The organism is Novosphingobium sp., from assembly GCF_025351285.1.
GTDB lineage: Bacteria > Pseudomonadota > Alphaproteobacteria > Sphingomonadales > Sphingomonadaceae > Novosphingobium.
Genome location: NZ_JANXWG010000087.1, coordinates 12,325 through 37,228, shown reverse-complemented (window position 1 = coordinate 37,228; position 24,904 = coordinate 12,325). Strand labels below are relative to the sequence as shown.

Here is a 24,904-nt window from a genome sequence, read left to right as displayed (position 1 = left end):
TCCGCCCGCAGGGTTCCTGGGCTGAACTTATGATGCGATCGCGAACGGCGCAAGCCGCCAACGCTCTGGAGCCAATCCGCAAAAACCTGATATGCGACGGTGCGCAGACAAACGGGAGAACCAGCACCATGCGGACCGCAATCAAACACGCGAATCGGCGGTTTCTACGGGCGGCGATTGTGCTGATCGCCGGGCCCGGATTCGCGGCGTGCCCCGCCATCGCAAGCTCCCAACCCGCAGCGCTGCCGTTCGAACTGACGATGATCGCGCCCGGCGTCTACAGTGCGATCGACGGGCCCGGCGGCAAATCGGGTTCCAACGCCGGTTTCGTGATCGGTGACGATGGCGTGCTTGTAGTAGACAGCTTCTTCGATCCCGAGGCCACCCGCGCGCTGATCGCCGAAATCCGCAAGCTGACGCCCAAGCCGATCCGCTACGTCGTCAACACGCATTACCACATCGATCACGTCGGCGGCGATGCGGTGTTGCAGCAGGCCGGCGCGGTGGTGATCGCGCACCGCAACGTGCGCGGCTGGGTGCGGACGGAGAACCTGCACTTGTTCGGCGACCGGATCACGCCGGCCATGAAGGACCGTGTCGCGGCGCTGGCCTTGCCCGACCTGACCACCGACAAGGACCTGACCGTGTGGCTGGGCCAGCGCAAGGTTGTTGTACGGACGGTGCACGGCCATACCGGCGGCGATCTGGTGGTTTCGGTGCCCGATGCCGACGTGGTGTTCTGCGGCGATATCGTCTGGCGCCACGTCTCGCCCAACATCATCGACGGCACCGTCGCCACCTGGATCCAGACGGTGCGCGGCCTGGGAAGCGGTCCTCAGGCAGCTCAAACGACGTTCGTTCCAGGGCATGGCGGCATCGCTACAGCCAAGGACCTGGCCGACTTTGCAGACTATCTCGACGACTTGAGAGCGATCGTCCGAAGCGCCCACGCGAAAGGCCTGTCGGGCGATGCGCTGGTTCAGGCTGCAATGCCCGAACTGACGCGCAAGCATGGCGACTGGACCGCGTTTGCGCACTTCGCCCCGCTCGAACTGCGGTTCATGGCCGACGAATTGGCCGGCCGGAAACGCACGCCGCAACCGGTCGGCGAATAAAGCAGGAGCAGCCTCGATGGTAGCGCAGGGCATGATCGCACTTTCGGCCGGCGAAGCCGTCTCCGCAATGCGCGACGGGCGCATGACCGCGCTGGCTTACGCCGAAGCCTTGCTGGCGCGCTGCGCTGCGGGGGCGGAGCTCAACGCGTTCATAACGCTCGATCCCGAAGCGGTGCGCGCGCAAGCTCGCGCTGCCGATGCGCGGCGGGCAGCGGGCGAAGTGCTGGGCCCGCTGCATGGCCTGCCGATGCCGATCAAGGACAGCATCAACACCGCCGACTTGCCAACCACCGCCGGAACCTCCGCCTTGCGGCATTTCCGCCCGGCCGCCGTTGCCTCGGTGGTCGCACGGTTGCGCACGGCGGGGGCGATCGTGCTGGGCAAGACCAACCTGCACGAACTGTCGCTCGGCTGGACGAGCAGCAACATGGCTTATGGCGCGGTGCGCAATCCGTGGGATTTGGCGCGGATACCGGGCGGCAGCAGCGGCGGCACCGCGGCGGCGGTGGCGGCCGGCATGGCGCCGCTGGGGCTGGCCGAGGACACCCAAGGCTCGATCCGCGTGCCCGCGGCGCTGTGCGGGATCACCGGTTTCCGGCCCACCACCGGACGCTATCCCAGCGATGGCTGCGCGCCGATCAGCGGCGAATTCGACCAGGTCGGGCCGCATGCCCGTTGCGTATCCGATCTGGTGCTGTTCGATGGCGTGATCAGCGGCGAAACTGCGCCGGTAGCGGTCCCGTCGATCGAAAGCCTGAGGCTGGGCATCGCGCCCGATTACTATTTTGCGGGACTCGATCCGGCTTTGGCGGCGGTGGTCGAAGGCACCATCCAGCGACTGGCCCGTGCGGGCGCCACGATCGTCCGGGCCGATCTTCCGGGGCTGGATGCGCTGATCTCCGCGATCACGATGCCCGTGCAGATCCATGACGTCGTGCCGTCGCTGACGGCATGGCTGGCGTCCTCGGGCGCAACCATCGGCTTCAAGGCGCTCCATGCCGAAGTCAGCCCCGACGTGAAGTCGGTGCTCGATGCCTTTGCCGTGCCGGGTGCGCCGGCTGCGATCCCCGATGCCTACTACACCGCCGCGATCACCGAACATTTGCCCGCGCTTCGGGCCAGGCTGGCGGCGTGGTTCGCCGAGAACCGGATCGATGCCATGCTGCTGCCCGCCACGATGGTGCCGGCAACACCGATCGGCGGCGATAGCCTGTTGCGGATCGGCGATGCAGACGTGCCGTTTGCGACCGCGATGGGGCGCAACATCGCACCGGGCAGCACCGCCGGATTGCCAGGGCTGGTGCTGCCTGCCGGCCTCGCCGATGGCCTGCCGGTTGCGATCGAGCTCGATGGACCAGGAGGCAGCGATCGCGCGCTGCTGGGGATCGGGCTGGCGATCGAAGCTTTGCTCGGCCCCCTGCTCGCGCCAGACTGGATCAACGCGGCTTGAACAGGGCTTTATTGATGACGACGTGGACGCCCTTGTTGCGGTCGACCAGTTCGGTGACTTCGACATCGCCGGCCACGCTCATCAGCATATAGGCATCATCGCGGGTCATGCCCTTCGCGGTCACCAGAAAATCGAGCATGTTGCGCAGCGCCTTGCGCGTGGCGTTGCTGAGATCGTCGTCGAAACCCATTGCGATATAGGCGTCTGGGGTTTCCGCGCGGGGGTATGGTGACTTCATGCCCTTGTGCAGGATGAACTCGAACGTGCCGGTCAACGAGGTTTCGAGCGCGGTGATATCGACTTCGCCGTTGCCTTGCGCGGCGTGCCCATCGCCCGCCTGGAACAGCGCGCCAACCGCATGGACCGGCAGGAACAGCGTCGATCCCGCGACCAGCGCCTTGTCGTCCATGTTGCCGCCGTTGATATTGGGCGGCGCCGAATCATAACGGCCGAAGCCCGGCGGCGGTGCCACGCCCATGCTGCCGAAGAACGGGTGGAGCGGTATTTCGATGTCCGATGCGAAGTTCGCAACCATTCGCGTCCGGTCGAGGGGGATGATGCGGATCCGCGAATAGGGGAAGTCGTCGGTCAGGAAACCGGTGCCGACCCCGAAGGCGTTGTAGGCATAGGGGATCGCCAGATCGATCTTGTGGATGCGCACCTCGAGAGTATCCCCCGGCTCGGCGCCTTCGATCGCGATCGGGCCGGTCAGGATATGGCCGCCCGGCCCGCGTGCAGCAGCGGGCACGCCATCATAGACCTCGCGCAACGCCGGCTCGACATCCTGCGGCGCCACGCCTGCCTTCTCGAGCCGGGTCGGGCTGCTGGTCAACAGCGTGTGGATCACCACCGTATCGCCCGACTGGATCGTCAGCGCCGGTTTGTCGGTGGCGTCGTAATGCCCCCACGCCACCGTTTGCGGCGTGGCCTGGAGTTCGTAAGTCTTCGCGGTCGCAGGCGGGGCAACCGCCAGCACAGCCAGCAGGATCAGTCGCGCGATCATGGTTTCGCCTCCGCCATGTCCACCGAAGACAGATAGCGCGGGGGCCGACGCGCGTGAGTGGCCTGTTCGAATGCATAGCCATAAGCCAGCAGCCGGGCGTCGCTCCATGCCGTGCCGATGAACGACAAGCCGACGGGCAAGCCATTCACCAGCCCCATCGGCACGGTGAGGTGCGGGTAGCCGGCAATCGCCGCCGGGCTGCCTGCGCCGCCGCCGGCAAAATTGTCCTTGAGCACGGGATCGATCAGCCATGCCGGCCCCAGCGTCGGGGCGACCAGCGCCGATACGGTGTTTTCGGCCAGCAGCTTGTCGATCCCGTCGGGGCCGGCGCCGCGTTTGGCTTCGGCTGCGGCCTTCAAGTAATCCGGGTCCGCCAGCCCACCGGTCTTCTCGGCTTCGAGGAACAGTTCCTGCCCGAACAGCGGCATTTCGCGGGTCGCATTCGCGCTGTCGAAGGCGATCACGTCGGCCAGGGTACGGCTGGGCACTTTGGCGGGGTCGGTCGAGGCGAGATAGGTGTTCAGATCGGCCTTGAGCTCTGTCATCAGCACGATGTGTTCTTTCGGCCCCAGCTCGCGGCGGCCAGGAAATGTCTTGATGTCGACCAGCGTTGCGCCGGCAGCTGTCAGAGCGGCGAGCGCTTGTTCGAACACCGTTTCGGTTTCGGGGTGGAAGCCGGCGGCAAAGCGCATGACGCCGATCCGCACCCCCTTGAGCGCATCGGGCCTGAGGCCGCTGGTGAAGTCCTTGCCCATGCTGTCTGCGCGCGCGGTGGCCGGATCGGCGGGGTCGCTGCCCGCCATGGCGCCGAGCAGGATTGCGGCGTCGGTCACGCTGCGCGCCATCGGTCCGGGGGTGTCCTGACTGTGGCTGATCGGAACGACGCGGGTGCGCGACACGAGACCGACCGTAGGCTTCAGCCCGACGAGGCCGTTGATCGCCGAGGGACACGTGACCGACCCGTCGGTTTCGGTACCGACCGTTGCGGCCGCGAGGCTGGCTGCCCCGGCCACGCCCGATCCAGCGCTCGATCCGCAGGTGTTGCGATCGAGCGCGTATGGATTGCGCGCCTGTCCACCGGCGGCACTCCAGCCGCTGATCGAATGGCTGGAGCGGATGTTGGCCCATTCGGACAAGTTGGTCTTGCCCAGGATGATTGCGCCCGCCGCACGCAACCGCACAACCAGCGGCGCATCGCGCCCGGTGACATTGCCGGAAAGCGCAAGGCTGCCCGCGGTCGTGGCCATCGGATCGGCGCTTTCGATGTTGTCCTTGATAAGAACAGGTATGCCCGCAAGCGCGCCCTGGGCCCTGCGAGCCTTGCGCGCAGCATCGGCGGCGCGCGCCTGGTCTAACGCCTGCGGGTTGATCGCGATCACCGTATGAAGCTGCGGGTTGAGCGCCGTGATGCGCGCTTCGTAAAGCCGGACCAATTCTGCCGATGTCACGCGCCCGGCATCAAGGTCTGCTCGTAATTCGCTTATCGACTTCTCAACCAGGTCGTAGGCGTGTGCCGTTCCGCTAGCGAGCGCGCTGCCGACCGCCAGCAACCAGAATAATGATTTCACCCGCGCTCTCCGCTCGTTGGACCTGACGGCGACGCTTCTCGCCGGCCGCCATGAAAGCACCAATATGGCCGTTGAGGAACAACGCTTGCGCATGTTGGCCTGACACGTGACCGCATTCCCGGCCAAATTGGGATGGAATTTTCGCAAAGATCGTCGGGGCTGGCTGGCGCTTCGTCATTGCCGCAAACGGCTGGTGCACCCGACAGGATTCGAACCTGTGACCTCTGCCTTCGGAGGGCAGCGCTCTATCCAGCTGAGCTACGGGTGCCGAAGCGAGCCGGCAACTAGCAGCGCCAATCGTGCCTTGCCAGAAGTTTTCTTGAAGGCGCGGTCAAAGCGCGTCGCTTTAGCGATTTGGTAGGCTATGCGATGTTACTTCCATGACTGGTCATGAACAGCGCAACACCCCCTTCTGCCGGGCCGGCTGCCAGCAACTTTCCCGGATCGGGGCGGGCCGAATTCGGGCAGGCTGCATCGAGCGCGCTCAGCATGCGTTGGGCTGCGCTCAATGACGCCGCGGCGCTGGTGTGCAAGCTGGCGGGAATTGTTCCGGAGGCACGCACGCCCGAATTGCGCAACTACCCCGCGATCATGCGCGATGTCGGCGGCTGGCGCCAGTCGCTGGCCGAACAAGGCATCGACGATCTTGCCGCCATGATGGAGCCGGGCCTTGCGGCCCTGCTCGCGGTTCACGCGCGCGGACTGAGCGCGGCGCCGGCGGCGCTGGTGTTATGGCGCGAATTCCATGCCGCACGCGCGGCACTCCTGGATCTGGTTCCTCCCCTTGGTATTCGGCGACGGGCCTGACTGTTCGATCTTCGGCCACGGTGCGCGAAATCCATTGCGACGTTCGTGTTATGTTCCTAAGTTCGTCCGATGGTCGATTCGCTTGCGCACATTGTTGGCAGCCCCGAGCAGTCTTGCAAACTTGACGGAATGGGTTCGTCGTTGGTTGCGGCAGCGCATGTATCGCGTGGAGTTCTGCGATTGTTCGCGCGGAACGACATCTGGTGCCTTACCGAAATGCCGCTTCGTGGCGGCCGCCGGGCCGACATCATGGGCGTCGACGCCAAAGGGCGCATCGTCATTGTCGAGATCAAGGTCGCTCGCGCAGACTTGTTTGGCGATACCAAGTGGACCGATTATCTGGAGTTTTGCGACCGGTTTTATTGGGGCCTCGCGCCACATCTCGACCGCGCCTGCATGCAAACCGAAGCTTTCCTCCCCGACGTCTGCGGATTGATCGTTGCCGACGGGTACGATGCTGAAATCCTGCGCTCGGCCGCATCGCTGCCGCTGGCGGCCTCGCGGCGCAAGGTTGAAGTCGAACGTTTGGCGCGCGCTTCCATGCGCCGGCACGTAGTACGCACTGATCCGATGCTGTCCGCCTGGGGTAGCGAAAACCATTGACGACGCGGCGTGACGATTTTCGGGCATGTTGCGGTCTGGGACAACCGGTTGCCGCGTGCTAGCTCGTCATGGCTACAACGAGTCGCCGCCAATGCGGCAGAAACACAAAGAGGAGCCAGTCGCCATGTCGATCTTCAGCGCAATCAAGGACAAGATTTTCGGTCACGCCGCCGCGGCGCAACCTGCAGCCGACGCGGCGCCGGCTGCCGCAGCAGACGCAGCTCCTGCGCCCGAAGCCGCCCCGGCGCCTGTTGCTGAAACCGAAGTCGATGTCGAAGCTTCGCTCGCTTCGATGGACGGCGCAGATGATTTGAACTGGCAGACGTCGATCGTCGATCTGATGAAGCTGGTCGGCATCGAATCGAGCCTCGCCAACCGCAAGGAGCTGGCGCAGGAGCTGGGCTACGCCGGCGATCTCGACGGTTCGGCCGAAATGAACATTTGGCTGCATAAGGCAACGATGCAGCAACTGGCTGCAAACGGCGGCAAGGTTCCCGCGAGCATGCTCGACTGATCGGACACACGACGAAAACGGACCGGGCGCGCCTTTCGGCTGCCCGGTCCGACCACATCGACTTCGGCTTTGCCAGATTGCGGCGTGCCGCGCTTGCCGAGCGACCCGCCAGCACCTAACCGGTCAGCAATGCCGCTTGCCGATCCCACCCGCGCCGCCCCGGTTCCCGAGGCAAGGCCCGAATCCGGGACCCAATCGGGGCCGCTTGCGCCGGGTGGCGCATTGGCGCCCTTCAATTACCCCGCATTCCGCGCAATCTGGATCGCCAATCTGGCATCCAACGTCGGATCGATGATCCAGGCCGTCGGCGCGGCCTGGCTGATGACCGAGCTGACCCCGCAACACCGGCTTATTGCGCTCGTGCAGGCGTCGAACACCGTTCCTGTGATGCTGCTCGGGCTGTTCGCGGGTGCGATCGCCGATAACTACGATCGACGCCGCGTGATGATTGCGGCCCAAAGCATGATGCTGGTGGTGTCCGCGATCCTGGCGGTGCTGGCCTGGCAAGGGCTGGTCGGACCATATCTGCTGCTGGGGATGACGCTCGCCGTGGGCATGGGCACCGCGCTCAACGGTCCGGCCTGGCAGGCATCGGTGCGGCTGCAGGTCGGCAATCGCGATCTGCCGCAAGCGATCTCGCTCAATGCCATTGCCTTCAATCTGGCGCGCAGCGTCGGCCCCGCGCTGGGCGGGCTGATCATTTCGATCTGGAACCCCAGCCTGGCCTTCGCGGTCAACGCGATCAGCTATGTCGGCATGGTGGTGGTGCTGCTGCGCTGGCACCCCGAAACGATCCGGCCGACGCCGCAACCGATGCTGCGCTCGATTATGGTGGGGGTGAATTTCTGCGCGCGTTCGGGTCCGATCCGGCGCGTATTGCTGCGCGGCGCGGCGTTCGGCTTCGGTGCGATCGCCTGCCAGGCGCTGATGCCGGGCATCGCGCGCGACCAGTTGCACAGTTCGGCGGTGGGGTACGGGGTGATGCTCGGCGCGTTCGGGATCGGTTCGATCATCACCGCGCTGTTCATCGGCGCACTGCGCCGGCGCCACGGCGCCGAATGGGTGGTGACCTGGGCCACTGCCGCCTTCCTGTCGGGGCAACTGCTGCTCGCCGAAGCGCACAACCTGGCCCTGGCAATCCCGGCCATGTTCCTGGCCGGCGGCGGCTTCGTGGCGACGATGACCAGCCTCAACGTCGCGGTGCAATTGCGCGCGCCCGAGGCCATTCTGGGCCGCTGCCTGTCGCTTTACCAGGCGATCGTGTTCGGGGCGATGGCGATCGGCGCTTATAGCTGGGGGGCGATGGCCGATCGATTCGGCCTGATTGTCGCGATCCGCATGGGCGCCGGCTGGCTGGCGCTGACGCTGCTGCTGCGGTTCGTGATCCCGATGCCGCGCCGCGAGGAAGGCCGCATCGATCCGGCCTTCGCGCCCGAAACCGCAGACCCCGCAAAGGACAACGATGCCGCAACTTGAAACCCTTCCGTCTGATGCACGCATAGCCGGCGCACGCATGGCCGACTCCCGCCCGCTGCGATCAGTGCTGTACATGCCCGCCAGCAACCGCCGCGCCATCGCCAAGGCGCGCGGGCTCGATGCGGATGCGCTGATCCTGGACCTGGAAGACGCGGTCGCTCCAGAGGCCAAGGAAACTGCGCGCGGCGTGCTGATCGAGGAGCTGGCCGCCGGTGGATTCGGGCACCGGCGCATGATCGCGCGGATCAACGCCATTGCCAGCCCATGCGGCGAAGCCGATCTTGCAGCGCTTGCCACAGCTTCGATCGAAGCGATCCTCGTCCCCAAGATCGACCATGCCGACCAGATCGCGCTGCTTTCGCAGGCCATGGACCGGCTCGGCTTCGCGCCCCGCGTGGCATTGTGGGTGATGATCGAAACTCCGGCGGCCGCGCTGGCGATCGAACGCATCGCAGCGGCAGCCGCCGGCACGCGACTGGCGGCGTTCGTGCTGGGCTTGAACGATCTCGCCAAGGACACTGGCATGGCCCAATTGCCCGGCCGCGCCGCGTTCGTGCCGATCATGGTAAATGTTCTGATGGCTGCGCGCGCGCATGGACTGGTGGTGCTCGACGGGGTCAGCAACGCGATCGAGGACACCGCCAGGGTCGAGGCAGAGGCTGTCCAGGCGCGCGACCTGGGATACGATGGCAAAACGCTGATTCACCCGTCGCAGATCGAACCGGTCAACCGCGTATTCGCGCCCGATGCCACCGATTTGGCGGACGCTCGCGCGATTGTTGCGGCCTTCGACGACCCCGCGAATGCCGGCAAGGGCGTGCTCCGCGTCGAGGGCAAACTCGCCGAACTGCTCCATCGCGATCTGGCGCGCAGGCTTATCGCACGTGCCGAAGCCATCGATGCCCGAGCGCCGACGACCGCTCTGGCCGGCCAACCTTGACACAATCCTAACCTTGACCGTCAACCGCGTTCGCGCGACTTAAGGGTTCTTTCACGAAGTTGCGCCAGAAGAAGTCCGTTCGGATAGCACCGAAGGGGAATTTTTCGCATGGACGGCCTGCACGAATTCAGCTCGCACGACGCTTTGGGCGACGAACCCATTGCCGGCGTGGACGAAGATGCGGCGATCGAATCACCGCTGCTGATCGGCCAGGACGAACGGCGCATGCAAGTGCGCGCCTACAATTTCTGGGCGGGCCTGCTGGGCGACCAACCGTTCCCGTCGGTCGCTTCGCTGACCGAAAGCGCTGCACCCGATTTCGCCAATCATGCGGTCCTGCTCAAATTCGATCGCGGCATGGACAATCCCGCCATTGCTTGGCTGGGCGAACAGCTTGCCGACGAGTGCGACACCAACGCCCGCACCATCCGGGCAATCAAACGCTTGTCGGATGTGCCCGGCCGTTCGTTGCTGTCGCGCATCACCGATCACTACATGCAGATCATCGCCAACCGGGCGCCGATCGGATTCGAAGCCGAATTCATCAACTTGCGCGGCGTGACCGTGCTCTATCGCGGCATACTTCTGCCCTTTTCGTCCGATGGCGCATCGATCGATCACGTCTACGGCGTCATCAACTGGAAGGAAGTGGCCGATCAGGGCACCACCGATGCCTTGCTGGCAGAGATCGGCAAAGCGCTCGGCCATGGCGGTGAAAAGGCGCCACGCCGCCCGATTCAGTTGCTGACCGATTGGGCCGATGGCCCGGCAGCGGTCTCGGCCAACGACGATGGCATTGGTCCGCTTGAACTGACCGACATCGTGGGCAACCCGCTCGACTTCACCGACGAAGCAAGCTTCGGCACGACGATGCAGGATGCCGATCACGCGACCCTCGCCGATTGGCTCGCCAGCGCACGCGACCTTGCGCAAACCGCGCATTCGAGCGAGGATCGCACACGCGCGGCGCTTTATGGCGCGATCAGCCGGGCCTGGGATTTTGCGCTCGCTGCCGCCGAAGCAACGGAAGAATTCAACGAACTGATCGAGGACGCCGGGCTGACACGCCAGGATCGCGCGCCGATGACACCGGTCGTCAAGCTGGTGTTCGGGGCGGCTTATGACAAGACGCGGCTGACCGAATATGCTGCGGCCCTGCTTCATGCCCAGCGTTTGCAATTGGGACGCGGCGTGCTGCTGCGTTTCCTGTCCGATGCGCCGGGTGGGCTCAAAGGCGTGGTAGCCGCGGAACGCCGACTGCGGCGCGAAGCCGCCGGCCGCGCAACGCATGACCGCAGCCCCGATGCGCTTGCCGCCAAATTGCGCAAATTGCCCGAGCAGTCGCTGGGATCGATCAATCGCGAGGGCGAGGAATTCGCGCTCGTGCTCGTCCGCCGGATCGTCGGATCGGTGCCGGTCTTGCTGGGCGAGGTCCTGGGCGATCCTGCGCTGGTCGAAAAGGCCGCGCGCCGCCTGATCGGCTGACCGGCTAAAAGCCTTCCAGACCCAAATCGGCATCGGGCCTGCAACACCCTTGCGCCGGGACTGGAAACCGCCCGCAAACCTGCTAGCGGTCAGCCATGGCAAGCACGGTAGCAAGACGGGGTCCGCGCACGATGGGTTGGCTGGGGTGGACCGGCGTCGGCGTACTTGTCCTGGCGCTTTCGCTGGTCGTGAGCGTGAGCTACGCGATGGCGACCAATGCGGTGGCGTTGCTCGACAATGCCGATGCGCTGTTCCGTGGCAATTCGCAGATCAGGCTGGTGGCTGCCACGCAGTATGGCGCCGATCCGCAACAAAAGCTGGAAATGTTCGTGCCGGCCAAGCCGGTAAAAATTGGCGCGGCGCCTTATCCGATCGTGGTGTTCATCCACGGCGGCGGGTGGGACAGCGGTGATCCGCACTATTATCGGTTCATTGCACGCGCGCTGGTGCCGCAAGGCTATGCCGTGGTCCTGCCAGGGTACCGGCTCTACCCCAAAGCGCGTTTCCCGGGGATGGTCGAGGATGGCGCAGCCGCCCTTCGCTGGGTCCACGATCATGCCGCCGCACTGGGCGGCGACCCGACGCGGGTGGTGCTGATGGGCCATTCGGCGGGTGCGTATAATGCCGCGATGCTGGCTTTGGACAAGCGGTGGCTGGCGCACGAAGGGCTCGATGCCAACCAGTTGCGCGGCTTCATCGGACTGGCGGGTCCCTACGATTTCCTGCCGCTCGATACCGATGCCACGCGCAACAGTTTCGGCAATGCGTCAGATTTGCCTGCCACCCAGCCGATCCATTTCGCGCGCGCCGATGCACCGCCGATGCTTTTGCTCACCGGCGATGCCGACAAGACCGTGTTTCCGCGCAACAGCGTGGCACTGGCCAGGGCCATGACCGACGCGGGCCGTCCGATGCAGGCCGACGTGCTTCCCGGGCTGTCGCACACGCGCATCATCATGCTGATGGCCAAGCCATTCGCCGGCAACCACGCGGTGCTCGACAAGGTGCTGCAGTTCCTTGCTGCGGTGACCGCACCCGCATCTTCAGCGGCAGTTAAGCCAACCGTGCACTAAGCTGGCCACCATGCGCCTCCTGACCCGTTTCGCCATGCGAGTGGCCCTGGCCACCGCCGGCCTTGCGTTCACGATCCAGCCCGCTGCCGCGCAATCGATCCTGCGCGATGCCGAAACCGAAGCGCTGTTCCAGGACATGTCGCGCCCGATCATCGTCGCAGCGGGCCTCGATCCGCGCAATGTCGATATCATCCTGGTCAACGATGGTTCGATCAACGCCTTCACCGCGGGCGGGCAAGCGGTGTTCATCAACAGCGGACTGATCGCGCTGGCCGGCAATGCCAACGAAGTCCAGGGCGTGATCGCGCACGAACTGGGCCACGTTGCGGGCGGGCATGCCGAACGTGTGAACGAAGGCCTCAAGCCAGCCACCGGCATTACCATCCTCAGCCTGCTGCTCGGCGTGGCGGCGGCGGCGGCAGGCTCGCCCGAAGCGGCGCTGGGCATCATCGGCGCCGGACAGCAGGCCGCGCTGGGCAAATTCCTGGCGTTCAGCCGCACGCAGGAAGCCTCGGCCGACGCCGCTGGCGCGTCGTTCCTGTCCAAGGCCGGGCTTTCGGGTCGGGGCAGCCTCGATTTCTTCAAGAAGCTGCAGAACGAGGAATACCGCCACGGTTACACCCGCAATGCCGAAGCCGAATTCTACAGTTCGCACCCCCTGACCGACGATCGCATCGCCACCCTGCAGGACACGTACGAAAAAGACCCGGCGTGGAATGCGAAAACCGATCCCAAGCTGGAGGCGCGGTTCCAGCGGGTGAAGGCCAAGCTTTACGGCTATCTCGCCGAACCCGCAGCCACGCTGCGCGATTTCCCCGAATACGAAACCACCGTCCCGGCCCGCTATGCGCGCGCTTACGCGTTCCACAAGGAAGCGCTAATGGACAAGGCCCAGGTCGAAACCGATGCGCTGCTGAAAACCGCGCCCGATGATCCCTATTTCCTGGAATTGAAGGGCCAGATCCTGCTCGAATCGGGCAAGCCGCTCGAGGCGATCGAACCGCTGCGCCGCGCGACCACGCTCACTGCCAATGCGCCGCTGATCGCCACCACCTTCGGCCATGCGCTGATCGCCAGCGAAGACCGTGCCAACTTCGTCGAGGCGCAGCGCGTGCTGAAGGCGGCGGTGGCCAAGGATCGCGAAAACCCGTTCGCGTGGTATGAACTGGGCGTTGTCTATGAAGCCAATGGCGATCACGCGCGCGCGCGATTGGCCAGCGCCGAACAGCAGTTCATGAACGGCAAGTTCGCCGAGGCGATGCGCAGCGCCGAAGTGGCGCAACAGGGCCTTCCAGCCGGCTCGCCCGACATGCTGCGCGCGCAGGACATCGCGATGAGCGCACACGCCGAGGTTGAGCGGCAGGCGAAGAAGCGCTAGCCGCAAGGTCTCATGGCATCGCAGTCCCCTCGCCCGGCCACTCGCCGCCCGTTGCTGATCGGCATGGTGATCGGCGTGCTGCTGTGCGCGGTCGCGGTGCTGGGCTGGCAAGTGTGGGCCGCCCGCACCGCCGCGGCGACCAGCGGGGCCGAGAGCGCCGCCTTGTCGCGCGATCTTGCCGCTGCGGGGATCGACCCGGCAAAGCGCATGGCGATCGAAGGACTGGTCCGCGCCTATCTGCTCGATCACCCCGAAATTCTGCCCGAAGCGATGGAACGCCTGCGCAGCCAGGAAGCCCGCGCCATGATCGCGCCCTTGCGCGGAACGCTCGAAACCCCGTTCGACGGCGCGGTTCTCGGCAATCCCAAAGGCCGCAAGGTACTGGTCGAATTTGCCGATTATGCCTGCGGCTATTGCCGCAAGAGCGAAGCCGATGTCGAAGCGATGATCGCCGCCGATCCCGAATTGAAGGTGGTGGTGCGGCTGTTGCCGATCATCGGACCGCAAAGCGAACCCGCCGCACGGATGGGCCTCGCCGCCGCAAGGCAAGGCCGATATGCTGCATACCACAAGGCGATCTATTCGGGCGCCAGCCCAAGCGACCAGTCGATTGCTGCGGCGGCCAATGTGGCCCGGCTCGACGCCGGGGCTGCCAAAGCGCAAATCGCCGATACGCGGGTGACCGACGAACTGCAGCAGAACATGGCGCTTGCACGGCGGCTGGGGATCAATGGCACGCCATCATGGGTGGTGGGCGATCAATTGCTGTCCGGCGCGATCGGGCGCGAGAAGCTTGAAGCAGCGGTGGCGCAAGCGGCGAAGGGATAGCCCTCCCAGCGCCCGATCGCCCTGAGCTTGTCGAAGGGCTGCTTTTCTTCGAACGTTGCATCTAAAAAGAACAGCGCTTCGACAAGCTCAGCACGAACGGCTTTGGCAAGCTATCGCGGCATCTCCAACTCGTACAATTCCACCTCGCCGAAGCTTTTCGCCAGCGCCTGCACGCCCACCGAGCGAAACCGGCATACGGTACAGTTGTCGATCTTGAGCGCAGCAGCAAACGTCTCGGTGCAATAGACCCCGCCCACCGGCGTGACCGGTTCGATCCGCGCGGTGCGGTTGACTTCGCCTCCGTACCAGATGCGGTTGCCGGTGATGCGATCGGTGCCCACCCACACCGGTCCGTAATGCACGCCGATACGCATGCCCGAAATTTCGCCCGCCGGGGTCAGTTCGGGCGGCAGGTCGGCCAGCCGGTCCTGCATTTCCAGCGCCATGCGCGCGGCCATGCGTGGCTCGTCGACGATGGCATAGACCGCATCGCCCCAGGTGTTGCGGAATTCGACGTGATCGCCGTATTCGTCGAGCACTGCGCCGATCCGGCCCATGACTTCGGCCATGAACCGCACCAGTTCACGCTCGCCCAGCCGCGAGAAACCTTTGTAGTCGGCAAAGATGATCGAGCGGATTTCGCGCCGGGTTCCGCTGCCGACGGGCGCGCGGGCCGGGAACTTGAGCTTGCGCGGCACCGGGCCGGCCGCAATCACCTCGGTCTGGCGCGACAGCTTTTCCCATTGGCGGATATCGGCGTGCGCCCCCGCCAGCCCGGTGCGCGACAGCGAATGGATCTGGTCGGACACCACCGCCAACTGGATCGCCGGCACTCCCATCGCATCGGCGCGCAGCACCGCCAGCCCCATCGCCAGCCGCGTGTTATAGGCAAACTGGTTGTCATCGCCGACATAGGCGCCGGGTGTCGCGAAGGTGATGCGTGCCGCTGCATCGCGGCAGGCGTGATAGCGCGCGGTCCAGCCCGGACCGCCACAAGCCACGGATTCGGCAATGAAATCATCTTCGGCAAAGGGCAGCACCACGTTGAGCTCACCCCCGCGCGCCAGCACTTGTTCGGCGATCACGATATCCGCGCCGCACGCCAGCGGGCCATAAGCGATGCGGATCGCATGCCGATCGAGCACCTCGCCCACCCGCACGGCGAGCGCGGCTTCCTCATCGCTGCCCTCGCTGAACATGTGCCCGCAGAATACGGCGACGGGAGCATTCATGGCGCAGAACCCTCGGCTTCTTCGAGTATGACGACATTGCGCTGCTCGATCGGGTTGAGCCGCACGAGCAAGCCCCGGGGACGATACCAGGAGAATTGCGCGAAATAGTCGCGCAGCGCCGGGTCCTGGAACGCGCGCCCTTCGCGGGCAAAGATTTCATTCCGCGCAATCCGCAACTGCGCCTTGGTCAGCCCCGCAAACTCGCTCGCATCGAGCATCCGCACCGACGAATCGGGGAAATACAGGCGCGGCGCGCCAGCGGCCGGCGCCGCTGCGGACGGAGCGCTTGTTTTGGGTTCGGGAACCGCCACCTCGCGCACTTTTTCGGTGACATAGACAGTCGGTGCAGCGATCGGAGCGCTGTTGCTTGCGCCTCCTGTGGGCGCAGGCGGAGGTGAGCCCGGATTGTCCTTGCCCTGGCCGATCAGCACTCCGCCCAGCGCAGCCAGCGCCACAACCGCAACACCGCCGCCCGCCAGCAACGGCCAGCGCGAGGGCCTGGATGCGACGGCCGCCGCCGCGGCACGAACCGGCTCGGGCGGCGGGTTTGCGGGCAAGCGCCATTCGCGCTGCTCCTCTCCCTTCGCGCACAATTCGGCAAGGCTCGCCTTGACCTTGCGCCAGCCGGGATGATCGGGCTCGCCGTTCCAGGCGCCGATATCGACGTACTGGATCTGGTTGAACGGCAGCGGCGGCATCAAGTCGCCGATCGCGGTCTGCACCAGTTTCTTCTGGTTGCGCGCCATGTCGGCCTCGGCGCGCACCCACTCCGATTTCACCGCATCGGCCGACCACACCACGATCGCCGCCCGCGCGGCGCCGATCTTGGCGGTGATCACATCGCCATAGGACTGGTGCGGCGGCAGGTCTGCGTCCCACCACACCGCGTAGCCCTCGGCCTCGACCGCGCGCGCGAGCATGGCCACGCGCGCATGATCGACCCGCGAATAGGAAATGAACACGTCGACCAATTGCCCACCTCTCTCGCCGCCTGTGGCCATGCTATCGCCGCTGCCGGGACTTGGCCAGCGCTGAACGACCCGAAGGGCTTGACCATCGCGCCCGCTCCGGTGCAGGGCCGTGGGGCAGTGCGCGGTGATCGATCATGCCGCCGCAATGGGGCCTCCGCCCGCCGGAACGCCCCGCCAGACACAAGCCGAAGGTTCCCATGGCAGGCCATTCCAAGTTCAAGAACATCATGCACCGCAAGGGCGCGCAGGACAAAAAGCGTTCGGCGCAGTTCAGCAAGCTCAGCCGCGAAATTACCGTGGCCGCCAAGATGGGCATGCCCGATCCCGACATGAACCCGCGCCTGCGCGCCGCGGTCAACGCCGCCAAGGCGCAGTCGGTGCCCAAGGACAACATCCAGCGCGCGATCGACAAGGCCAGCAAGGGCGATGCCGAAAACTACGAGGAAGTGCGCTACGAAGGCTACGGCCCGGGCGGCGTCGCGCTGATCGTCGAGGCGCTGACCGACAACCGCAACCGCACCGCCACCAACGTGCGCACTGCGTTCTCAAAGAACGGCGGCAACCTCGGCGCCAGCGGCGCAGTCAGCCACGGATTTGAACGGCTCGGCCTGATCGAATACCCGGGCAGCGTGGGCGATGAGGACAAGGTCCTCGAAGCCGCGATCGAAGCCGGCGCCGAAGATGTCGAAAGCGATCTGGGCGATGGCGACGAGAACCCCGGCAGCCACCAGATCTGGACCTCGGTCGACGTGCTCCACCCGGTCGCGCGCAAGCTGGAAAAGGCACTGGGCGAAGCCGAGGGCGTCAAGCTCGGGTGGAAGCCCGGGCTCAAGACCGAAGTCGGCGAGGACGACGCGCGCACGCTGCTCAAGCTGATCGATGTGCTCGACGATGACGATGACGTGCAGGCGGTGTGGGGCAACTACGAAATCCCGGACTCGGTCATGGAAAAGCTTGGGTGATGTTGAGCTTGGTCGCAAAGGCGCTGCTGTCTGGCGCGTTGATCGCGGCCATTTCCGAGATCGGCAAGCGGCTGCCGACGGTGGCCGCGCTGGTTGCGTCGCTGCCGCTGATCTCGGTTCTGGGCATGATCCTGCTGTGGCGTGCGCGGCCCGATGCGGAAAATATGGCGATCCATGCCGAAGCGACGTTCTGGTACGTGCTGCCCTCGCTGCCGATGTTCCTGCTGATCCCCGCCTTGTTGCGTTCGGGCGTGCATTTCTGGATCGCGCTGGCGCTGGGCTGCGCGTTGACGGTGGGGTTGTACCTGCTGATGGCGCAGATCGGCCCGCGCTTCGGCCTCAAGCTGTAACGTGCTGATCATCGGGCTCGACCCGTCGCTGACTTGCACGGGCTGGGGCATCGTCGCCAAATCGGGCAATCGGCTGAGTCACGTTGCCAACGGCCAGATCCGCACCGATGCCGCGATGTCGCTGCCCGAACGGCTGGTGACGATCGACCGCGAGCTGACCGACGTGATCCTGCTGCACCGTCCCGACACCAGCGCGGTGGAGGAGGTGTTCGTCAACAAGAACCCTCAATCGACGCTGAAGCTCGGCCACGCGCGCGGCGTGGTGCTGCTGGCCCTCGCTCGCGCGGGGATGCCGGTCCACGAATACGCAACGCGGCTGGTCAAGAAGGCGCTGGTCGGCACCGGCGCGGCCGAAAAGGCGCAAGTGCAGGCGATGTTGAAAGTGCTGCTGCCGGGGGTCAAACTGGCCGGCGCCGATGCGGCCGATGCGCTGGCAGTGGCAATTTGCCATGCCCATTTGCAACGGGGCTAGCGTTAAGCCGCGGGGCGTGCAAGGAACAAACCATGATCGCGCGACTGTCAGGAACGCTTGAGGATTTCGGCGCCGATTGGGCGGTGATCGATGTGGGCGGTGTCGGCTACCTCGTCCACTGCTCGGCCAAGACGCTGGCCGCGCTGGGCATTCGCGGTGACAAAGTGGTGATCCACACCGAACTCCAGGTCAGCGAAAACGACATGCGCCTTATCGGCTTCGCCAGCGCGGCCGAACGCGAATGGTTCCGGCTGCTGACCGGGGTGCAAGGCGTGGGCTCGAAGATGGCGCTGGCGGTGCTGTCGGCATTGGCAATCGAGGATTTGCAGCGCGCCTGCGCCGGCGGAGACGCCGCGATGGTAGCGCGCGCGCAAGGCGTGGGGCCGAAGCTGGCTTCGCGGATTGTCAATGAATTGAAGGACAAGGCAGGTGGATTGGCGGGCGTGGTTGGGGTCATCGGGGCTGTGGTGGCCCCGGTAGGCTCGGTCAGCGCGGACGCGATTTCGGCGCTTCAGAACCTCGGCTTCAAGCCGCAGGTGGCGAGCACGGCAGTAGCAGCGGCACTGGAGGAACTGGGCGACGGGGCGGCACTCAACGCGCTGGTGCGGGTGGCGCTGAAACGGGCGGCGGGATGATGGGCGATGATAGTCGACAATTTCCTATAAATTCGTATGATATTCCTATGAGCCAGCTCAACATCACCATCCCGCCAGCGCTTCGCGCCTGGATCGACCACCGCGTGGCCGAAGGCCGCTACACCAGTGCCAGTGACCTGGTGCGCGACCTGCTGCGCCGAGACCAGGAAGCGGCCGAAAGCGATACCGCATGGGTCCGCGCAATGGTGGCCGAGGGACTTGCATCGGGCATTTCGCCGGAAAAGCCCGAGACGATCATCGAAAACATCATTGCCAGACGCCGGGCAAGGCGTGGCTGAGGTTGTATTCTCGAATGCAGCCGAAGCGGACCTCGTTGAGATCGACGAATTCAGCGTCGTCCGGTTCGGTGAGGATGTGGCAGAACGCTACATGCACGGTTTCGACGAAGCATTTACACGTCTCAGCGAGTTCCCGCTGACGGCTCCGCTACGGCCGGAAATCGGCGATAATATCCGCTGCCTCGTTCATCGCCAACATCGCATACTGTATTGCGCTTCGGCATCGGATGTTCTGATCTTGCGCATCCTGCATCATGCCCGAGACGCCAAAGACTCACTAACGGGCGCGCAGACATGACATGACCGATAATCCCCACCTCACCCCCCATCGCCAGCCCGAAGATATTGACGCCGCGCTGCGTCCGAAAACGCTCGCCGAATTTGTCGGTCAGGCGGCGGCGAAGGACAATCTGCGCGTGTTCATCGAAAGCGCCAAATCGCGGGGTGAGGCGATGGATCATGTGCTGTTTTATGGGCCGCCGGGGTTGGGCAAGACCACGCTGGCTCAGATCGTTGCGCGCGAACTGGGCGTGGGGTTCCGCGCCACCAGCGGCCCGGTGATTGCCAAGTCGGGCGATCTGGCCGCACTGCTGACAAATCTCGAAGAAGGCGACGTGCTGTTCATCGACGAGATTCACCGGCTCAACCCGGTGGTCGAGGAAATTCTTTACCCCGCGATGGAAGACCGCGCGCTCGACCTGATTATCGGTGAAGGCCCGTCCGCGCGATCGGTGCGGATCGACTTGCCGGCGTTCACGCTGGTCGGCGCCACCACGCGGCAGGGCCTGCTGACCACGCCGCTGCGCGACCGTTTCGGCATCCCGGTGCGGCTCAACTTCTACACGATCGAGGAACTGGAAAAGGTCATCGTGCGCAACGCCGCGCTGCTCGGCGTGGGCATCGTGGCCGAGGGCGCACGCGAGATCGCCCGCCGCGCGCGAGGTACGCCACGCGTGGCAGGACGCCTGCTCCGGCGGGTGCGCGATTTTGCCCAAGTCGCTGGCCTGGCGACGATTTCGCGCGAACTGGCGGATTCATCGCTGACTCGGCTGGAGGTCGATGCACTGGGGCTCGATGCGCAGGACCGGCGCTATCTGATGATGATCGCCGACATCTATCAAGGCGGCCCGGTCGGTGTGGAAACGCTCGCGGCCGGCCTCTCCGAACCGCGCGACACGGTCGAGGACGTGATCGAACCGTTCCTGATCCAACTCGGGCTGATCGCCCGCACCGCGCGCGGGCGCTGCCTCAACGATCGCGGGTGGAAGCACCTCGGCCTTGCCCCGCCGTCAGGAAGCCAGACCGGGCTGTTCGACGAAGGCGACTGACCCGCCCTCGCCCGTCGCTGGCCGGTCAACAGTCACGGTTAGCGAATATTCGGTTCCATTTCGGGACACTGTTGCGCAAGCTACCGGTTTTGCGCGGTTTTGGGACGATCCCAAGCCTTGAAACACGGTTAACGGGGTTGTCCGCGCCGGTCTCATCTGCGTTTCTGCAGCGACAGGGCGAATGGAAGGGCAACGGTAACTCTCGCTGCTTTATCCCGGCCGCAGAAACGAAAGAACGCAGGCTATGTCGATTCGCACAGCGATGGTGAAGCTGATGGCAGCGGCCGCGGGCAGCGCAATGCTCGGTGGCGGCGCGGTCCACGTGTCCGAGAAGCCTTCCGCGCAGGAAGAACATCACGTCAAGCTGATCAAGGGCGCGCCCCGGCATCACGCCGCGCGCGTCATCGCCAAGCGGCCGCTGCGCCATCGCGCGTCGCGCTATGTGCGGCAGGATTGCATGACGTACCGCACTCACCACAAGGGCATGGGACACAAGACCATGGCCCTTCGCAGCCACGCCGCACGGCGCGCAGCGAACTGCGAACAGCAAGTCGTCTCGCGTGACAACCATCGCAGTCGCCGCATCGTCAAAACCACTACTACCCGCCATTATGATGCGCCGCAGCAGCAATATGCAATGGTTCCGGTGCCTTACGCACCGCAGGCTCCGGCCATCGGCGGTGGCGGCGGCGTGCCGGTGGTGATCGGCGGCGGCCTGGGCCTTGGCGGCTTCGGCGGCGGGTTCTTCGGCGGGTTCTTCGGTGGGGGCGGCAGCAGCAGCGGCGGTAGCGTGGTCATTTCGACCACTTCAACCGGCGGGCTTTCCACCAGCAGTTCTTCGTCGGGCGGTTCGAGCAGCACCTCGAGCTCTTCGGGCGGGCTGACCAGCACCACGTCGACCTCCTCGGGTGGTATCAGCACCGGCGGCATTTCGACCTCGACCGGGGGCGTGAGCACTTCCACCTCGACTGGCGGGGTTTCGACTTCAACCGGCGGCGTCAGCACTTCTACCGGCGGGGTGAGCACTTCGACCGGCGGCGTGACGAGCTCGTCGAGCACGTCGACATCCTCGGGCAACGTCTCCACTTCGAGCGGCAATGTGTCGAGTTCGTCGGGCAACAATGCCTCGTCATCCTCGTCCGGCAATGTCAGTTCATCGTCTTCGGGCAACGTTTCCTCTTCGACATCGTCATCGGGCAACGTCTCGACCTCGTCGTCGACGTCGTCCTCTGGCAATGTCTCGAGCTCTTCCTCGACATCGTCGTCGGGCAACGTCGCCTCGTCCAGCTCGACGTCTTCATCGACCTCGACCTCGTCGGGCAACATGACATCGTCGGGAACGACCACCAGCACAACCAGCAGCGGCACCGATGTGCCCGAACCTTCGATGGTGATCCTGTTCGGCGCCGCCGCTGCCGCACTGGTCGCCCGGCGCCGCTGGGCTCGGCCGGCTCGGAGCTTGGCTACAGCCTGACGTCGACGGCCTTGGCAACGCAAAAAAGGGCGGCTTCCGAAACGGAAGCCGCCCTTTTTTCGTGCTTGTTCGCAAAGGCCATCCGGAAGGCCGAAGCCCCCCCGGATGGATTGGCGATCAGGCAGCCAGCTTGCGCAGCACGTAGTGCAGGATGCCGCCGTTCATGAAGTACTCGATCTCGTTGGCGGTATCGATCCGGCACAACGCGGTGAAGCTGAAGGTCGAACCGTCGGGGCGAGTCACGTCGACGATCACGTCCTGGCGCGGCGTGAGGCTGGCCAGGCCCTTGATCGTGAAGGTATCGTCGCCGGTCAGCCCCAGGCTGGTGCGGGCGTCGCCGCCCATGAACTGGAGCGGCAGCACGCCCATGCCGACCAGGTTCGAACGGTGGATGCGCTCGAAGCTCTCGACGATCACCGCGCGCACGCCGAGCAGATTGGTGCCCTTCGCCGCCCAGTCACGGCTCGATCCGGTGCCGTATTCCTTGCCGGCGATCACCACCATCGGGGTGCCTTGCGCCTTGTACTTCTGCGCCACGTCGTAAACCGCGCCGACTTCGTCGCCGAAGCGGCTCATGCCGCCTTCGATGCCGGGGACCATCTCGTTCTTGATGCGGATGTTGGCGAAGGTGCCGCGCATCATCACGTCGTGGTGCCCGCGCCGTGCGCCGTATGAGTTGAAGTCTGCCTTGGCGACCTGGTGCTGCATCAGCCATTCGCCCGCGGGGCTGTCGGCCTTGATCGATCCGGCCGGACTGATGTGATCGGTGGTGATCGAATCGCCCAGGATCAGCAGCGGCTTGGCCTCGATGATGTCGTTCACTTCCGAAGGCGTCATCGACATGCCTTCGAAGTATGGCGGGTTGGCCACATACGTCGAACCGGCCTGCCATTTGTAGGTTTCCGAGCCAGTGACGTTGATCGCCTGCCAGTGGACGTCGCCCTTATAGACATTGGCGTAGCGCGCCTGGAACATCGGACGGTCCATGCAGCCGGCCATCGTAGCGCTGACTTCGGCGTTGGTCGGCCAGATATCCTTGAGGAACACGTCCTGGCCGCCCGAACCCTTGCCGATCGGGGTGGTGGTGAAGTCCTCGATCACCGTGCCCTTGAGCGCATAAGCCACCACCAGCGGCGGCGAGGCGAGGAAGTTGGCGCGCACGTCGGGCGAAACGCGGCCTTCGAAATTGCGGTTGCCCGAGATCACCGAGGCGGCGACGATGTTGTTTTCGTTGATCGCCTTGCTGATCGGTTCGGCCAATGGCCCCGAATTGCCGATGCAGGTGGTGCAGCCATAACCGACGAGGTTGAACCCAACCGCATCGAGGTGCTCGGTAAGGCCGGCCTTGTTGAAGTAGTCGGTCACCACCTGGCTGCCCGGCGCCAGGCTGGTCTTGACCCAGGGCTTGGGCTTGAGGCCGAGTTCGTTGGCCTTCTTCGCCACCAGCCCCGCCGCGACCATCACGCCGGGGTTCGAGGTGTTGGTGCAACTGGTGATGGCCGCGATCACGACGTCGCCATCGCCGATGTCATGATCCTTGCCGCTGACGGCCACGCGCGATTGCGTTTTCTTGTAAGTCGCCACCAGATCGGCGTTGAACACATCATCGACCGCGGTGAGATCGACCTTGTCCTGCGGCCGCTTCGGCCCGGCGAGCGAGGGGACGACGGTGCTCATGTCGAGCCCCAACGAACTGGTGAACACCGGATCGGGCAGCGCCGGATCGAGCCAGAAGCCCTGTTCCTTGGCGTACGCCTCTACCAGCGCGATCTGGTCTTCCTCGCGGCCGGTCAGCCGCAGATAATCGAGCGTCTTGTCGTCGATGCCGAAGAAGCCACAGGTCGCGCCGTATTCGGGTGCCATGTTGGCAAGCGTCGCGCGATCGGCCAGACTGAGCGAGGCGAGCCCCGGGCCGAAGTATTCCACAAACCGCCCGACCACGCCGTGCGCGCGCAGCATCTGCGTGGCGGTGAGCACCAGGTCGGTCGCGGTCACGCCTTCTTTCAGTTCGCCGGTCAGCTTGAAGCCGACGACTTCGGGGATCAGCATCGACACCGGCTGGCCGAGCATCGCGGCTTCGGCCTCGATCCCGCCGACGCCCCAGCCGAGCACGCCCAGGCCGTTGATCATGGTGGTGTGGCTGTCGGTGCCGACGCACGTATCAGGATAGGCCACGGTCATGCCGTTCTGGTCCGCGCTGGTCCACACGGCCTGCGCGATGTGTTCCAGGTTCACCTGGTGGCAGATGCCGGTGCCGGGAGGGACCGCCTTGAAGTTGTCGAGGCTTTTCGAGCCCCACTTGAGGAAATCGTACCGTTCACCGTTGCGATGGTATTCGATCTCGACGTTCTGTTCGAACGCCTTGGGGTGGCCGAATTCATCGACCATCACCGAGTGATCGATCACCAGATGGACCGGCACCAGCGGGTTGATCTTGCTGGTATCGCCGCCCAGCTTGGCGATCGCGTCGCGCATCGCGGCCAGGTCGACCACGCAGGGCACGCCGGTGAAATCCTGCAACAGCACGCGTGCGGGGCGGTATTGGATTTCGCGGGTGGAGCGTGGATCGGCCTGCCAGTCGACGATTGCCTTGGCATCGTCGGTCGAAACGGTGAACCCGCCATCTTCGAAGCGCAGCAGGTTTTCGAGCAGCACCTTCATCGAGAACGGCAGCCGCGAAATATCGCCGAACTTTTCCGCCGCTTTCCGAAGCGAATAGTAGGCAAGCTCCTTGCCTCCCACCGTCATCGTGCTGCGTGTGCCGAGCGTATCTTGTCCGACCTGAGTCATGGTGGTTTGCCGTCCCCTTTCGCAGAAAGACCGCCGATCAAACGCGGCAACCCTTCTCCCGCTGGGCGTGACCAGCACGCGGCGCGGAAAGGCAGGAAGACAAGTCTGACGGCGGCCCGAATTTCGGCTCAGGCTATCCGCGTATCCGCGC

General features: G+C 65.1%; 25 protein-coding genes and 1 tRNA gene. 19 read left to right on the top strand and 7 right to left on the bottom strand.

All coding sequences use genetic code 11. The annotated features are described in order from the left end of the window. Positions 1-128: 128 nt before the first annotated feature. Positions 129-1,115, top strand: a complete 987-nt coding sequence (locus tag Q0R16_RS10680; RefSeq protein ID WP_295635874.1) for an MBL fold metallo-hydrolase — start codon at positions 129-131, stop codon at positions 1,113-1,115. 16 nt (positions 1,116-1,131) lie between these two features. Then, a complete protein-coding gene (locus Q0R16_RS10675; RefSeq protein WP_295635873.1) occupies positions 1,132-2,565 on the top strand; it encodes an amidase family protein in 1,434 nt (477 codons plus the stop codon). Here Q0R16_RS10675 and Q0R16_RS10670 read toward each other — a convergent pair. The 3 genes from Q0R16_RS10670 to Q0R16_RS10660 all read right to left on the bottom strand — a co-directional run bounded on the left by Q0R16_RS10670 (position 2,552) and on the right by Q0R16_RS10660 (position 5,404). After that, the gene (locus tag Q0R16_RS10670) at positions 2,552-3,568 is read right to left on the bottom strand and encodes an acetamidase/formamidase family protein (RefSeq protein ID WP_295635872.1); all 1,017 of its coding nucleotides are present in this window, start codon (positions 3,566-3,568) and stop codon (positions 2,552-2,554) included. The genes Q0R16_RS10675 and Q0R16_RS10670 overlap by 14 nt on opposite strands. Beyond that, complete coding sequence (locus tag Q0R16_RS10665; protein ID WP_295635871.1) at positions 3,565-5,136, bottom strand: amidase; 1,572 nt, start codon at positions 5,134-5,136, stop codon at positions 3,565-3,567. Before Q0R16_RS10665 ends, Q0R16_RS10670 begins: the two co-directional genes overlap by 4 nt. Positions 5,137-5,327: 191 nt before the next feature. Continuing rightward, a tRNA-Arg gene (locus tag Q0R16_RS10660) sits at positions 5,328-5,404 on the bottom strand. A 122-nt stretch (positions 5,405-5,526) separates the two neighbouring features. On the opposite strand from Q0R16_RS10660, the gene Q0R16_RS10655 reads away from it, so the two are divergent. The 9 genes from Q0R16_RS10655 to Q0R16_RS10615 all read left to right on the top strand — a co-directional run bounded on the left by Q0R16_RS10655 (position 5,527) and on the right by Q0R16_RS10615 (position 14,240). After that, positions 5,527-5,943 carry a hypothetical protein gene (locus tag Q0R16_RS10655; protein WP_295635870.1) on the top strand — a complete coding sequence of 139 codons (417 nt, stop codon included), beginning with the start codon at positions 5,527-5,529 and terminating at the stop codon, positions 5,941-5,943. A gap of 129 nt (positions 5,944-6,072) precedes the next feature. After that, positions 6,073-6,546 carry an MmcB family DNA repair protein gene (locus Q0R16_RS10650; RefSeq protein ID WP_295635888.1) on the top strand — a complete coding sequence of 158 codons (474 nt, stop codon included), beginning with the start codon at positions 6,073-6,075 and terminating at the stop codon, positions 6,544-6,546. Between the two features lie 124 nt (positions 6,547-6,670). Next, positions 6,671-7,060 carry a DUF3597 domain-containing protein gene (locus Q0R16_RS10645; RefSeq protein ID WP_295635869.1) on the top strand — a complete coding sequence of 130 codons (390 nt, stop codon included), beginning with the start codon at positions 6,671-6,673 and terminating at the stop codon, positions 7,058-7,060. 129 nt (positions 7,061-7,189) lie between these two features. Further along, entirely contained in the window at positions 7,190-8,536 is a 1,347-nt protein-coding gene (locus tag Q0R16_RS10640; RefSeq protein ID WP_295635868.1) for an MFS transporter, read from the top strand. A 37-nt stretch (positions 8,537-8,573) separates the two neighbouring features. Continuing rightward, complete coding sequence (locus Q0R16_RS10635) at positions 8,574-9,476, top strand: CoA ester lyase (RefSeq protein ID WP_295635867.1); 903 nt, start codon at positions 8,574-8,576, stop codon at positions 9,474-9,476. 108 nt (positions 9,477-9,584) lie between these two features. Continuing rightward, entirely contained in the window at positions 9,585-10,961 is a 1,377-nt protein-coding gene (locus tag Q0R16_RS10630) for a hypothetical protein (RefSeq protein ID WP_295635866.1), read from the top strand. A gap of 95 nt (positions 10,962-11,056) precedes the next feature. Continuing rightward, entirely contained in the window at positions 11,057-12,034 is a 978-nt protein-coding gene (locus Q0R16_RS10625) for an alpha/beta hydrolase (protein WP_295635865.1), read from the top strand. 34 nt (positions 12,035-12,068) lie between these two features. Continuing rightward, complete coding sequence (locus Q0R16_RS10620) at positions 12,069-13,412, top strand: M48 family metalloprotease (RefSeq protein WP_295635864.1); 1,344 nt, start codon at positions 12,069-12,071, stop codon at positions 13,410-13,412. Positions 13,413-13,424: 12 nt separating this feature from the next. Next, a complete protein-coding gene (locus tag Q0R16_RS10615) occupies positions 13,425-14,240 on the top strand; it encodes a DsbA family protein (RefSeq protein ID WP_295635863.1) in 816 nt (271 codons plus the stop codon). Positions 14,241-14,350: 110 nt separating this feature from the next. Here the strand turns inward: Q0R16_RS10615 and Q0R16_RS10610 are convergent, their stop codons facing one another. Both Q0R16_RS10610 and Q0R16_RS10605 read right to left on the bottom strand, forming a co-directional pair. Then, on the bottom strand, positions 14,351-15,472 hold the full coding sequence (locus tag Q0R16_RS10610; RefSeq protein ID WP_295635862.1) for an adenylate/guanylate cyclase domain-containing protein: 1,122 nt from the start codon (positions 15,470-15,472) through the stop codon (positions 14,351-14,353). Next, positions 15,469-16,473: a YARHG domain-containing protein gene (locus tag Q0R16_RS10605; protein WP_295635861.1), complete on the bottom strand. Its 1,005-nt coding sequence runs from the start codon at positions 16,471-16,473 to the stop codon at positions 15,469-15,471. The genes Q0R16_RS10610 and Q0R16_RS10605 overlap by 4 nt, the downstream gene beginning before the upstream one ends. A gap of 167 nt (positions 16,474-16,640) precedes the next feature. Here Q0R16_RS10605 and Q0R16_RS10600 point away from each other — a divergent pair, with 167 nt between their 5' ends. Genes Q0R16_RS10600 through ruvB form a run of 7 tightly spaced genes read left to right on the top strand, consistent with a single transcriptional unit; the run spans position 16,641 to position 20,489 of the window. Beyond that, the gene (locus tag Q0R16_RS10600; protein ID WP_295635860.1) at positions 16,641-17,405 is read left to right on the top strand and encodes a YebC/PmpR family DNA-binding transcriptional regulator; all 765 of its coding nucleotides are present in this window, start codon (positions 16,641-16,643) and stop codon (positions 17,403-17,405) included. Further along, entirely contained in the window at positions 17,405-17,755 is a 351-nt protein-coding gene (locus tag Q0R16_RS10595) for a DUF3147 family protein (RefSeq protein ID WP_295635859.1), read from the top strand. Before Q0R16_RS10600 ends, Q0R16_RS10595 begins: the two co-directional genes overlap by 1 nt. Position 17,756: 1 nt before the next feature. After that, positions 17,757-18,227, top strand: coding sequence for a crossover junction endodeoxyribonuclease RuvC (gene ruvC, locus Q0R16_RS10590; RefSeq protein WP_295635858.1), 471 nt, complete (start codon positions 17,757-17,759; stop codon positions 18,225-18,227). A gap of 32 nt (positions 18,228-18,259) precedes the next feature. After that, a complete protein-coding gene (ruvA, locus tag Q0R16_RS10585; protein WP_295635857.1) occupies positions 18,260-18,862 on the top strand; it encodes a Holliday junction branch migration protein RuvA in 603 nt (200 codons plus the stop codon). A 47-nt stretch (positions 18,863-18,909) separates the two neighbouring features. Further along, on the top strand, positions 18,910-19,161 hold the full coding sequence (locus tag Q0R16_RS10580; protein ID WP_295635856.1) for a type II toxin-antitoxin system ParD family antitoxin: 252 nt from the start codon (positions 18,910-18,912) through the stop codon (positions 19,159-19,161). Further along, positions 19,154-19,459 carry a type II toxin-antitoxin system RelE/ParE family toxin gene (locus tag Q0R16_RS10575; protein ID WP_295635855.1) on the top strand — a complete coding sequence of 102 codons (306 nt, stop codon included), beginning with the start codon at positions 19,154-19,156 and terminating at the stop codon, positions 19,457-19,459. Before Q0R16_RS10580 ends, Q0R16_RS10575 begins: the two co-directional genes overlap by 8 nt. 1 nt (position 19,460) lies before the next feature. After that, positions 19,461-20,489 carry a Holliday junction branch migration DNA helicase RuvB gene (gene ruvB / locus Q0R16_RS10570; RefSeq protein ID WP_295635854.1) on the top strand — a complete coding sequence of 343 codons (1,029 nt, stop codon included), beginning with the start codon at positions 19,461-19,463 and terminating at the stop codon, positions 20,487-20,489. 651 nt (positions 20,490-21,140) lie between these two features. Here ruvB and Q0R16_RS10565 read toward each other — a convergent pair. Then, a complete protein-coding gene (locus Q0R16_RS10565; RefSeq protein ID WP_295635853.1) occupies positions 21,141-21,857 on the bottom strand; it encodes a hypothetical protein in 717 nt (238 codons plus the stop codon). On the opposite strand from Q0R16_RS10565, the gene Q0R16_RS19580 reads away from it, so the two are divergent. Then, positions 21,814-21,963 carry a PEP-CTERM sorting domain-containing protein gene (locus tag Q0R16_RS19580; RefSeq protein WP_366857506.1) on the top strand — a complete coding sequence of 50 codons (150 nt, stop codon included), beginning with the start codon at positions 21,814-21,816 and terminating at the stop codon, positions 21,961-21,963. The two genes, Q0R16_RS10565 and Q0R16_RS19580, sit on opposite strands and share 44 nt — an antisense overlap. A gap of 117 nt (positions 21,964-22,080) precedes the next feature. Here the strand turns inward: Q0R16_RS19580 and acnA are convergent, their stop codons facing one another. Beyond that, entirely contained in the window at positions 22,081-24,753 is a 2,673-nt protein-coding gene (gene acnA / locus Q0R16_RS10555; protein WP_295635852.1) for an aconitate hydratase AcnA, read from the bottom strand. Between the last annotated feature and the right edge of the window lie 151 nt (positions 24,754-24,904).

Bases quoted from the DNA above. Each gene is read 5' to 3' on its own strand.
- Q0R16_RS10630 (WP_295635866.1), top strand. From the start codon at position 9,585: ATGGACGGCCTGCACGAATTCAGCTCGCACGACGCTTTGGGCGACGAA.
- Q0R16_RS10625 (WP_295635865.1), top strand. From the start codon at position 11,057: ATGGCAAGCACGGTAGCAAGACGGGGTCCGCGCACGATGGGTTGGCTG.
- Q0R16_RS19580 (WP_366857506.1), top strand. From the start codon at position 21,814: ATGACATCGTCGGGAACGACCACCAGCACAACCAGCAGCGGCACCGAT.
- Q0R16_RS10640 (WP_295635868.1), top strand. From the start codon at position 7,190: ATGCCGCTTGCCGATCCCACCCGCGCCGCCCCGGTTCCCGAGGCAAGG.
- acnA (WP_295635852.1), bottom strand. From the start codon at position 24,753: ATGACTCAGGTCGGACAAGATACGCTCGGCACACGCAGCACGATGACG.
- Q0R16_RS10605 (WP_295635861.1), bottom strand. From the start codon at position 16,473: ATGGCCACAGGCGGCGAGAGAGGTGGGCAATTGGTCGACGTGTTCATT.
- Q0R16_RS10620 (WP_295635864.1), top strand. From the start codon at position 12,069: ATGCGAGTGGCCCTGGCCACCGCCGGCCTTGCGTTCACGATCCAGCCC.
- ruvA (WP_295635857.1), top strand. From the start codon at position 18,260: ATGATCGCGCGACTGTCAGGAACGCTTGAGGATTTCGGCGCCGATTGG.
- Q0R16_RS10615 (WP_295635863.1), top strand. From the start codon at position 13,425: ATGGCATCGCAGTCCCCTCGCCCGGCCACTCGCCGCCCGTTGCTGATC.
- Q0R16_RS10645 (WP_295635869.1), top strand. From the start codon at position 6,671: ATGTCGATCTTCAGCGCAATCAAGGACAAGATTTTCGGTCACGCCGCC.
- ruvB (WP_295635854.1), top strand. From the start codon at position 19,461: ATGACCGATAATCCCCACCTCACCCCCCATCGCCAGCCCGAAGATATT.
- Q0R16_RS10595 (WP_295635859.1), top strand. From the start codon at position 17,405: ATGTTGAGCTTGGTCGCAAAGGCGCTGCTGTCTGGCGCGTTGATCGCG.
- Q0R16_RS10680 (WP_295635874.1), top strand. From the start codon at position 129: ATGCGGACCGCAATCAAACACGCGAATCGGCGGTTTCTACGGGCGGCG.
- Q0R16_RS10650 (WP_295635888.1), top strand. From the start codon at position 6,073: ATGGGTTCGTCGTTGGTTGCGGCAGCGCATGTATCGCGTGGAGTTCTG.
- Q0R16_RS10610 (WP_295635862.1), bottom strand. From the start codon at position 15,472: ATGAATGCTCCCGTCGCCGTATTCTGCGGGCACATGTTCAGCGAGGGC.
- Q0R16_RS10600 (WP_295635860.1), top strand. From the start codon at position 16,641: ATGGCAGGCCATTCCAAGTTCAAGAACATCATGCACCGCAAGGGCGCG.
- Q0R16_RS10655 (WP_295635870.1), top strand. From the start codon at position 5,527: ATGAACAGCGCAACACCCCCTTCTGCCGGGCCGGCTGCCAGCAACTTT.
- Q0R16_RS10675 (WP_295635873.1), top strand. From the start codon at position 1,132: ATGGTAGCGCAGGGCATGATCGCACTTTCGGCCGGCGAAGCCGTCTCC.
- Q0R16_RS10670 (WP_295635872.1), bottom strand. From the start codon at position 3,568: ATGATCGCGCGACTGATCCTGCTGGCTGTGCTGGCGGTTGCCCCGCCT.
- Q0R16_RS10635 (WP_295635867.1), top strand. From the start codon at position 8,574: ATGGCCGACTCCCGCCCGCTGCGATCAGTGCTGTACATGCCCGCCAGC.
- Q0R16_RS10580 (WP_295635856.1), top strand. From the start codon at position 18,910: ATGAGCCAGCTCAACATCACCATCCCGCCAGCGCTTCGCGCCTGGATC.